This is a genomic window from Flavihumibacter cheonanensis (genome assembly GCF_022352215.1).
GTDB lineage: Bacteria > Bacteroidota > Bacteroidia > Chitinophagales > Chitinophagaceae > Flavihumibacter > Flavihumibacter cheonanensis.
The window spans coordinates 173,180-183,693 of record NZ_JAKRWF010000001.1 but is presented as its reverse complement, the minus strand read 5'-3'; the positions used below and the strand labels follow the sequence as shown (position 1 = coordinate 183,693).

The following is a 10,514-nucleotide window of genomic DNA, read 5'->3' as shown; positions in this document are numbered from 1 at the left end:
TTTTCAACACGTTATATGAAATGCACCGATTTTTCCCAACTTAAATAGTGGGCAAAGGTAAGGAATGTATCCAATAAAGACAATTTATAAAATTAATCGATGAATGGACCGGGGCCAGGATACCAAGCCGGATTTTTGAACGTTCAAATGGCATAATATCCAAACCTATGTCTGAAGCCCTGAAAATTGCCAGTTCCCATCCCGCCTCAATGATTTACCCTGCTCCTGTTTCCTCTCCTGCCCAGCCGGTTGATTTAAAAGTGTTGGTCCAGGAACTGTTTGAGCAGGACAAGCTGGCTGGGTCCTTAGACAAGGATATTAAGAATGTAAAAGCCCGCTATCATCAACTGATATTGCGAAAATCCGACAAAACCTATACCGATTCCGAAATCCTGGCCATCAAGCAGGTACATGATGAGTTAACAGCCCTGCAGGATCGGAAAGCTGCCTTTCAGGTGCGCAAATCGGAAATCAAATCTTTCCTGAAGGAATTGATAGCTCCTCTTGGCGGTGGCCGCTGGATCCATGAAACCGATGATTTCATGAACCCGCACTGGGAGTTCTGGCTGGAGGATGAGGAACTGAAGTACGCGCGATTGAAAACTGAGGTCTAGTTTTGAGCCGATTATTTGAAGTTTGAGCCGATTTTTTTACTATTTGAGCCGATCGTTTACTACTTGTTATAGTAGTTTTTGTTATAATTTATATTAATATTACCACAATACCCTCAAATAATATTTAAATTATACTGTTCATTAACTCATCCTACAGCGTTCCTTCGAGCTTCCTACGAGCATCCTACACTAATGAACCTATTATCAACCGCTTAGGAACCCATTAATCGGCTCAATCGGCTCACGTAAAACTGGAACTTTTTAGTAAGAATTGATTACTGCGACCAGTTTCTCTCAAAAAAAGGAAGCACTTCTGTAAAGAATCGTCCCTGGAATCCGCCAATCTTATTGCCATGATCTCCGATGTATTCCTCGGCCTCATGTTCAATACCATAGGCTTCCAGCTTCTTACTGAAAGCCAGTGCAGTAACCGGAATATGAGAAAAATCTTCATTACGGCCCCAATCCAGTTTGATGGCTTTCAGCTTTTTTAGTTGAACAAGATGATTGTCAATCATGAAATAGGGAAAATTATCCTCCCATTTTTGAATCCGATCCGGATGATAGACCGCACTGTCGCCAATATAGGTTACCGGCAATGCAACCGGAAATGCTTTTCTAGACGGATCAGGTGTGTAAGCGATTCCCATTGCTGCATATACGCCCGAATAAAAAGACTGCCAATTGTCTTCTTTATAAATACTATCCACCGCATTTTTCAAGTTTGGATCTGCCTGCAATTTGTATAACCGTTTAAAGGTTGGATTATTCAAATTGAAGTCGCCATGCCAGTTTAATACTGCAGGACTTAGTGCATATACCATTGAAAACACATCCGGATTTTGCATAGCTAATTTCAGGCTGCCATTACCGCCCATTGAATGCCCTGTTAAAACCCTGTTGGAAGCGGATGCCAGTGTACGGTATTGCTGATCCACCCAGTTTACCAGATCCTTTGTAATAAAATCGGCCCAATTTCCCATTGACGAGTTCGTATAAAAACTACCTCTGTATTTGGTATCACTGTTTGGAAATACTACTATAACCGGACGAATATGGCCTGCGGCAATCGCACTGTCCATCAGGGTCTGGATTTGAAACCAGTCGGTCATGTCTTTATCAGTAGTTGAAAATCCGTGTAAAAAATAAATCACCGGATAACGTTGGCTGGTTTTATCGTATCCTGGTGGTAAATACACCGAAACCATCCGGTTGGAAGATTCACCAGCAGGGTTGTTCACTAAGGATCCTGATTTGAACTCCTTCCTTTCCAATTTGCCCTGCCCCTGTCCATGTAAAGAAAAGATGAATAAACTGAATAGCAGAAGTGCTGCTGACCTTTTCATTTCAGATTGATTTAATTATTGAAGGTAGAATTACTTATCCTAGCTTTGCCAAAATAAGGTACGGTGTTTAACCTGTACAATGCCATAGTAAACCATCCCCAGCAATACCGGCAATTAAAATGCGGTGAAAACTTAATTACACTCTACAACTGTCCGCTTGAAAACAAAGTGGAAGATACCTGGAGTCATCACAACTACATTGTTTATGTAATTGAAGGTCGGAAAATATGGCATACGGCACATGGTTCGTATGATCTTCAAAAAGGAAGTTGTGTATTTGTTCGAAAAGGAGGTTGTCTTGTAGAACAGTTTTTTGATACCCCTTTTTGTCTCATGGTATTTTTTATTCCAGATGATTTTATACGCGATGTCCTCAAAACAAAAACCTACCCTTTAAGCAAACCGGCAATCAAATTTGAACCTATCATTTCCATAACCAATAATCCGGGTGTTCATTCTTTTTTTCATTCCATGATTCCCTATTTTGAAAGTGAACGGCAGCCCGATCCTTCCCTGCTGGAATTGAAATTCAGAGAACTGATTCTAACCATAGCAGATAATCCCAACAACTACGAACTGTTATCCTATTTCTGTTCCTTACTCAAAGAACCCGTTGCTGTTTCCTTGCAACGAGTGATGGAGGATAATTACTGCTACAATTTAAAACTGGAAGAATTTGCGAAGCTTTCCAACAGAAGCCTTTCCGCCTTTAAACGTGATTTTCAAAAACAGTTTGGAACTACACCGGGTAAATGGCTGATGGATAAAAGACTGCATCATTCCATGCACCTGCTCACACATACAGACAAAACCATTGGTGAAGTGGCATTTGAAAGTGGATTTGAAAATCCTACCCATTTTAGTCGTGCATTTAAACTGCAATTCGGCATTACTCCCACCTCCAGGAAGAAGCAGGTTTCCAACTGAACTTTTTAGACAGCAATCTGGACTTTAAAGCAATCCTCTCCATGATCAGAGCAGTTAGCTTTGTTTCTGTCATTTATCATTAATCATTAAACCTTTTCATCATGAGCACAAAAACAGTGCAGGGAAAATTGTGGAGTATCTCACCCCAAAATTGGTCCACCCATTTCGAACTTTATTTTTTACCGCTTTACAAAAAAGCTTTACAGGAGTTGGAGATCAGTCCGGATACCATGTTGCTGGATGCCGGTTGTGGATCCGGTATGTTCAGTAGTATGGCAATTGATGCCGGCGCCCAGGTAATCGGCATAGATGCTGCTCCGGGCTTACTGGAACTTGCCAGGCAACGGAATCCTCAAAACAATTTCATGGAAGAGGACCTGGAAGCAATGCCCTTTGCCAGTAACAGCTTTCATGTGGTAACCGGATTTAATTCCTTCCAGTATGCAGGAAATTTCCGGCAGGCACTTTCGGAAGCTCACAGAGTGCTGAAACCAGGAGGAACACTGGTGCTGGCAATATGGGATAAACCAGCAAACAGTGACGGCACGGACGTATTAAAAGCGATCAGCACCCTGCTTCCTCCTCCCCTTCCTGGAACACCCGGTCCCTTTTCCTTATCAGAAGATGGTAAGATGGAAGAGTATCTGAAGGAAACCGGATTTAATCTGATCAACAGCATTCAAATCAGTTGTCCCTTTATTTATCAAAGTCTGGGCAATGGCATCAGAAGCTTTATGGGTACTGGTCCGGCTGCAGCAGTCTTGAACTATGCAGACAAAAAACAAGTGGAAGAAACGATAGCTGCTGCTTTACAGCCGTATCGCATTGTGGATGATATCTACTTCCAGCAAAACAGTTTTTTGCTCTTCATTGCAAAAAAATAATCACAGATTCATTCAAACAAATATCAATCTTATCATGAAAAATATATTCACAGGTTTACTCCTATTAATCAGTCTATTGACAGCCTGTCAAAAAACAAAACATCCGCAGTATCCTCAGCCGGATCCTTTAAAATTTCATAATTCCGAGTTGTTGGAAGACTGGATTTCACTTCAGCTTTTACTCGTTAAAAGAAATACGGGTGTAACTCATATTGCTTACTCGAGGCATTTTGCTTATACCGGTATTGCATTATACGAATCATTTGCAGCAGGAGATTCACCATTCAAAAGTTTGGCAGGCAAGCTAAACGGCCAATTTGATTTGCCATCCCATCCAGCAGGAAAGCCGCTATTCAGACCAGTTGCTGCCAATGCAGCTATTGCGGAAACCCTGCGTTTTTTTTATGCAGATAAAGCACCGTTGGTTTTCAGCATTGATTCACTTGAACAACTCTATTTCAATAAATACAAAAACCAGGTGAAGCAATTGAACCTGCTCAATCAGTCCCAGGCTTATGGAAAACAAGTAGCCCTTGCTGTTACAGCGTGGAGTAAATCCGATGGTGCCGACCATATCAATCTTCTCTATGAAACGAAGGGAGAAGGCTATTGGGAGCCAACCCCCGCGGCCTATGCGGCGGCGAATGTGCCAGGCTGGGTAAATGTGCGAGCATTCATTCCTGGAAGTACCAGTACGATGCCACCTGCCCCGGTTCCATTTTCCAAAGAAACCGGAACAGCATTTTATACTATGGTAAGGGAAGTGTACGATGTGTCGCAATCATTAACAGATGAGCAAAAAGCCATTGCCAATTTCTGGGATGATGCTCCAAATGGAAAATATGTGAGCGTGTTTGGGCATTGGTTCAGTATTTTCAGACAACTACTCAGAAGTGAAAGGCCACCCCTGGGAAAAGCAGTTGAAGCTTATTTACGTTTGGGTATCACAATGCATGATGCAGGTATTGCAACCTGGAAAGCAAAGTATACTTTTCACCTGATACGCCCCATCACTTATATCCGGAAACATATGGGTATTGAGAATTGGAATTCCTTTATTGGTACTCCACCTCATCCGGAATATGTTGCGGCCCACGCAACCCTTTCCGGTTCGGCCGCATATGCCCTGGAAAAATCCTTCGGCGACCAGTATTCGTTTACAGATCATACCTATGATCATCTCAGCATGGCACCCAGAAAATTCAATAGCATTTCGGATGCTGCAAAAGAGGCCGGCTTATCCCGTTTGTTCGGGGGAATACATTACCGGCGCTCTATTGAGCAAGGTTTAGAGCTGGGAAGAAATACGGCGGCAATTGTAGACAACCATTTGAAAAAGCAAAACTATTTCCCGGAATAAGCAACAACCACATTCCAGGTAAAGAGGTCTTCAATCATGAAGGCCTCTTTAATTTTATACAATCATTCAAAGTATTTCATAACTTTTAATAGCAATTCCTAAATCAATTCCTGTTACTCAATAAACCGGCATTATGATTACCTACCACACTATTCATATATACCGTATCCTGAAAACAACTGTCCGGGAGTTTTTTGAAGAAAATAAAACCACCCGATATGCCAACAGAAAGTACTGGATCAAAATTGCTCTAATGGGAACGTTGATGATTGGCGGCTATACGGCCCTGTTAGTTTGGGGATCCCTGTCAATCGGACTGGCTTTCCTGTTTTATTTCCTTTTCATTTTGGGTACGACGCTGCTGGTAGTTAACCTCGGACATGACGCTTCCCACAAGGCGATCTCCCCCAATGCAACAATCAATAAACTGCTCAGCTATTCCTGGAATTTGCTGGGCATCAGTAAAACTATCTGGGAAATCAAACATCACCACTCCCATCATATATATACCAATATTCCTCACCAGGATGCTGATATTGCAGAAAGTCCCTTGTTAAGATTACATGCCGATTATCCGCAACGAAAGCATTACCGGTTTCAGCATTTGTATGCACCCATCCTGTATGGATTGTTTGGTATTTACATCGTGTATATAAAAGATTTCGTACTGTATGTACAATTGCGAAAGCAGGTTGGTATCAGTGCAAAAACATCCCACATTTATCTGCCGCGACTTATCTACATTAAACTGCAATTTCTGATTATCAGTTATCTGATTCCTTTGGTTATTCTTCCTTACAAATGGTGGATCGTATTGTTACTTTGTGTCACGTGCATGGCCATTTGCGGAGCCCTGATGCTGCTTGTATTGATTGTTCCTCATATCAATGAAACAGCATCTGTTGCAGGAACTCCTACTCCTTTAAAAAATCAGGACGATTGGGCATTGTGGCAAATCTATTCTACAGTTGATGCATCCACCAACAGCGCAGTATTAAACTACCTCAGTGGTGGATTGAACACGCACCTGGTGCATCACTTGTTTCCCAATATTTGCCATATACACTACCGGGAATTAACGAAACGCTTAAAAGATACACTCCGGTTAGAGGGAGTTCCTTACCAGGAAACTGATTTTGCTACGGCATTGAAAGATCATTTCGGTCTGCTGAAAAAACTTGGACAGCAATAGCCTCATTTCTTACGCTTACTTGCCAGGTATTTTCTTCTGATTACTTCCTGCACCGGTACCCCTTCAATTTTACTTTCCAGCCAGGAGATCACATCCAGGTAGGAGAAGGTTCTTGTTTCGCGGGGATCATTTTCGTAAGGCTTGATACGATCCAGCAAGTGTTGAAATGCAGGCCGTTCATCGCCCGCGGCAAACTGGAAAGATTTCCGGATGAAGCTAAACATCTCTTCTTCCACAATACTCAGGCTGCCCATCTTTGCCATGAAACGATACACAGATTTCACAAGGTATTCCAGCAAGTCGAAATTACCCAGTTCATAATGTGCGATCAAATGCAGGAGACGCGCATAACATTGTAAATCGGTGCGCAGGTCCAGTTTCCAGTTGATGATTTTCTGCAGGTAATCAATAGCTTTTTCATTATCGCCACTACCAAAATACAGACAGGCAATTTTATAGTAAAAAACAAGGATTCGGTGCCGGTCCAGCTGCAACTGGTATTCCTGCAGTTTTTCTTCCAGGTTTGGCACTATAGATAACCCTTCAGTAAACCTGCCCGTCATGAAGTACTGGTTGATCTTGCCCTGTTGCAGGTACACGAATGCCTGAATCCGGTTATTATCATTATGCTGTACCCATTCACTCTGTTCCAGTTCCTCAAATAACTTCAGTGTTTTGGTAAACCCTTCTTCATTTTTTAAATCAAAATGGGCACTCAGCAGGTTGTGCAATCCTTTGATGTATTGCAGGGTTTCCACCTTGATCATATCCGGATGCCGCTGGAACAATTCTACCCACTTGGAAGTATACCGGTAATACTGTAAGAAATCCTGCCGGATGAAAGCATACCAGCAATAACTCTGGTTCACATAGAGCTCTTCATAAAATCCCTTGAACTGACGAACCCTCTCGGGCATATGCTGCTCAAAGAAGGCATTCAGTTCTTCCGTGTCCTGCTGGTTCCGGGCATGCCCATGCCGGATATACCAGTCGTACAACAGCAGGGAGAGATTCGAACTGTCGTTGATGGCCTTGATCCGGCTTACCACTTCCTCCGATTCCTTAACCAGGCTTTGTGCCCGGTACTCACTGCTTCGGGTAATATGAAGGGCCTCGATCTTTTTCTCGAAAAACAGGGCCTGAACCAGGAAACTTACCTGGTGATGTTGCCGGGCCAGGTCCTTCATTTTATCCAGGATCTTCAGGCTCTGGTGATACAATCCCTTATTGTAGAGCACCCGGGCATAACCCATCTGCTCATGTAATTGAATATCAATGTTTTGATCGTCTTTTATCAGCCTTAAACTGGATAAAACCGACTTGTATAAATGGGCTTTCAGGTTGCTTAACTGCTGTTTTTTGATACCTGGCGTTTTTTTCAGCAGTTGCGCTTCATCGTATTCTGACAGCTTGTCCAGTGCATCGAATAATTCAATGATTTTCAGGTTGTCTGAGGAGGTATTCCGGGTCACATAGAGCTTAAAATTCCGTTTTTCAGACTTTTCCAACGTTTTGATCAGTTGAAACAGCGGATCTATGGATCTGTTGGGCATCGTAATTAATCTAAATTAAAATCCTTATCTGGCGTGGGTTTCAGCCGTTTTATGGGGCATTAAGCGCTGTAATATACGAGGCATTTTGATTTCTTTTCGCATGCCCCTATCGGTACTTTCGGGAAGCAGGTGGCCGTAATGCTGTTTTATAGCAAGCAAAACCCGCTTACGGTGCCTGCCTTTTTACCTAAAACACACGCGATTTATGGATCAAAAAATCTTCATTTTCGACACCACCCTTCGAGATGGCGAACAAGTTCCCGGATGCAAACTCAATAAAGCTGAAAAAATTGAGCTGGCCCTCCAACTTGAAGCAATGGGCGTGGACATACTTGAAGCAGGTTTCCCTATCTCCTCTCCCGGAGATTTTGAGGCGGTTCATGAAATCGCCCGCCTGCTGAAGAAGACAGTGGTATGCGGTTTGAGTCGCGCTGTGCAGAAAGATATTGAAGTAGCTGCTGAAGCCTTGAAACCAGCCGCCCGCAAAAGAATTCATACCGGGATCGGCACATCTGATTTCCATATCAAATCCAAATTCAATAGCAACCGGGAAGATATCCTGCAGCGTGCCATCCAGTGTGTAAAATGGGCCCGCAACTTTACAGATGATGTTGAGTTTTATGCAGAAGATGCAGGCAGAACAGATAATGAATACCTGGCTCGCGTAGTAGAAGCTGTTATTGCTGCAGGAGCTACTACCGTCAACATTCCTGATACAACGGGTTATTGCCTCCCTCACCAATACGGAGAGAAGATCGCTTACCTGATTAATAATGTTCCCAATGTGGACAAAGCAGTGTTGAGCTGCCATTGTCATAATGACCTGGGCCTAGCCACTGCCAATTCCATTGCAGGTATAATTGCCGGAGCTCGTCAGATCGAATGTACAATTAATGGTCTTGGTGAAAGAGCAGGTAATACCTCTCTGGAAGAAGTGGTGATGATCATCAAACAACACAGCAGTCTGGGATTCTATACCGATATCAATGCTACCCAACTCAACCCGATGAGCCGCAAAGTAGCAGATACCATGCGCATGCCGGTTCAGCCTAATAAAGCCATTGTTGGAGCAAATGCGTTCTCACACTCTTCCGGTATCCACCAGGACGGGTTCCTGAAAGACACCACTACCTATGAAATTATTGCACCGGAAGAAGTAGGCGCAGATAGTTCCAAGATTGTATTGACTGCCCGCAGCGGTCGCAGTGCCCTGGCCTATCGCTTTCAGAAACTCGGTCACCAGTTCAACCGCAACGATATTGATGAACTCTATGCCCGTTTCCTTGAAATCGCCGATACGAAAAAAGAAGTAAGCGATGAGGACCTGAATACGTTGGCAAAAGCTCATACACTGGCAGTTTCATAAGCAGCAACAATAAATGGAGAAGAGAATAGCCGTTATAACAGGAGATGGAATCGGTCCGGAAGTAACCCGGCAGGCCATTCATGTATTGAATGCCGTAGCATCCCAGTTCCATCATCATTTTCATTATGAATATGGATTGATGGGGGCAGATGCAATCGATAAAACCGGCAATCCTCTCCCAGATGCCACCATCGAATTATGCCTGAATAGTGATGCTATTTTATTTGGAGCCATTGGCCACCCCAAATATGATAATGATCCTGATGCCAAAGTACGTCCGGAACAGGGCTTACTGAAGCTGCGCAAATCCTTACAACTTTTCGCTAATATGCGTCCGGTTACCACCTATGCTGCACTCCAGCATCTGACACCTGTCAAAGCAAAGATTCTGGAGGGAGTAGATTTTATTATCTATCGTGAATTAACCGGCGGTATCTATTTTGGAAACAAGACATTGTCAGCCGATGGCAATATGGCCTCTGATGATTGCGCCTATACGAAGAATGAAATCGAACGGATCGCCCATCTCGCATTTCAGGCAGCCCGCCAGCGTAAAAAGAAATTAACCCTGGTAGATAAGGCCAATGTCCTGGAAACCTCAAGACTCTGGAGAAAGCTGGTGCGTGAAATGCAAGCGCAGTACCCGGATGTATCCGTCGATTTTCTTTTTGTTGACAATGCTGCCATGCAGCTTATTCTGAACCCGGCGCAATTTGATGTGATCCTGACAGAGAACATGTTTGGTGATATCCTGAGTGATGAAGCCAGTGTATTAACCGGCTCATTGGGACTATTGCCTTCTGCTTCCATTGGAAATGGAGGAGCTTTGTTTGAACCCATTCATGGTTCTTATCCGGCAGCAGCAGGAAAAGACATTGCCAATCCATTGGGTTCCATCTTATCCGCAGCCATGATGCTGGAACATTTTGGATTGAAGGAAGAAGCAACAAAAGTGAGGTTAGCCGTACAGTGGACACTAGACAATGGTTTTGTAACCAAGGACATTGACCCGATGAATTTTTATTTCACTTCCACGATTGGTGAACTGGTAGCGGATTTGGTTCAGGACAAGATCCCAACTGAGCTGCATCCTGAGAACATTGAATTGCGGAAGTCAACGATTATTTAAAAAAATAATCAACAGTTCTTTTTTTAGTTTGGATGTAGTTAGTACATTCGTTTATCATTGAACCGATGAACAACGTTACTATCACATCTATTATTCGCCTTTTCACTGCAGTCATTATTGTGGTGGTGGTGATTATTCCTGTC

General features: G+C 43.2%; 9 protein-coding genes. 7 read left to right on the top strand and 2 right to left on the bottom strand.

Translation table 11 applies throughout. The annotated features are described in order from the left end of the window. Window positions 1-167: 167 nt before the first annotated feature. Complete coding sequence (locus MD536_RS00805; RefSeq protein WP_239594790.1) at window positions 168-614, top strand: hypothetical protein; 447 nt, start codon at window positions 168-170, stop codon at window positions 612-614. A gap of 275 nt (window positions 615-889) precedes the next feature. Here the strand turns inward: MD536_RS00805 and MD536_RS00800 are convergent, their stop codons facing one another. Further along, on the bottom strand, window positions 890-1,960 hold the full coding sequence (locus tag MD536_RS00800; RefSeq protein WP_239594788.1) for an alpha/beta hydrolase: 1,071 nt from the start codon (window positions 1,958-1,960) through the stop codon (window positions 890-892). Between the two features lie 63 nt (window positions 1,961-2,023). On the opposite strand from MD536_RS00800, the gene MD536_RS00795 reads away from it, so the two are divergent. From MD536_RS00795 to MD536_RS00780, 4 genes are all read left to right on the top strand, one after another. Next, window positions 2,024-2,887, top strand: a complete 864-nt coding sequence (locus MD536_RS00795) for a helix-turn-helix domain-containing protein (RefSeq protein ID WP_239594787.1) — start codon at window positions 2,024-2,026, stop codon at window positions 2,885-2,887. 101 nt (window positions 2,888-2,988) lie between these two features. Beyond that, complete coding sequence (locus MD536_RS00790) at window positions 2,989-3,771, top strand: class I SAM-dependent methyltransferase (protein WP_239594785.1); 783 nt, start codon at window positions 2,989-2,991, stop codon at window positions 3,769-3,771. A gap of 34 nt (window positions 3,772-3,805) precedes the next feature. Further along, the gene (locus MD536_RS00785) at window positions 3,806-5,131 is read left to right on the top strand and encodes a vanadium-dependent haloperoxidase (protein ID WP_239594783.1); all 1,326 of its coding nucleotides are present in this window, start codon (window positions 3,806-3,808) and stop codon (window positions 5,129-5,131) included. 133 nt (window positions 5,132-5,264) lie between these two features. Beyond that, on the top strand, window positions 5,265-6,323 hold the full coding sequence (locus tag MD536_RS00780; RefSeq protein ID WP_239594781.1) for a fatty acid desaturase family protein: 1,059 nt from the start codon (window positions 5,265-5,267) through the stop codon (window positions 6,321-6,323). A 2-nt stretch (window positions 6,324-6,325) separates the two neighbouring features. On the opposite strand, the gene MD536_RS00775 is transcribed toward MD536_RS00780, so the two are convergent. Then, window positions 6,326-7,876, bottom strand: coding sequence for a hypothetical protein (locus MD536_RS00775; protein ID WP_239594780.1), 1,551 nt, complete (start codon window positions 7,874-7,876; stop codon window positions 6,326-6,328). Between the two features lie 205 nt (window positions 7,877-8,081). Here MD536_RS00775 and MD536_RS00770 point away from each other — a divergent pair, with 205 nt between their 5' ends. Together MD536_RS00770 and leuB are read left to right on the top strand one after the other, a co-directional pair. Further along, the gene (locus MD536_RS00770) at window positions 8,082-9,242 is read left to right on the top strand and encodes a 2-isopropylmalate synthase (RefSeq protein WP_239594778.1); all 1,161 of its coding nucleotides are present in this window, start codon (window positions 8,082-8,084) and stop codon (window positions 9,240-9,242) included. A 13-nt stretch (window positions 9,243-9,255) separates the two neighbouring features. Then, window positions 9,256-10,371, top strand: a complete 1,116-nt coding sequence (leuB, locus tag MD536_RS00765; protein WP_239594776.1) for a 3-isopropylmalate dehydrogenase — start codon at window positions 9,256-9,258, stop codon at window positions 10,369-10,371. Window positions 10,372-10,514 lie beyond the last annotated feature (143 nt).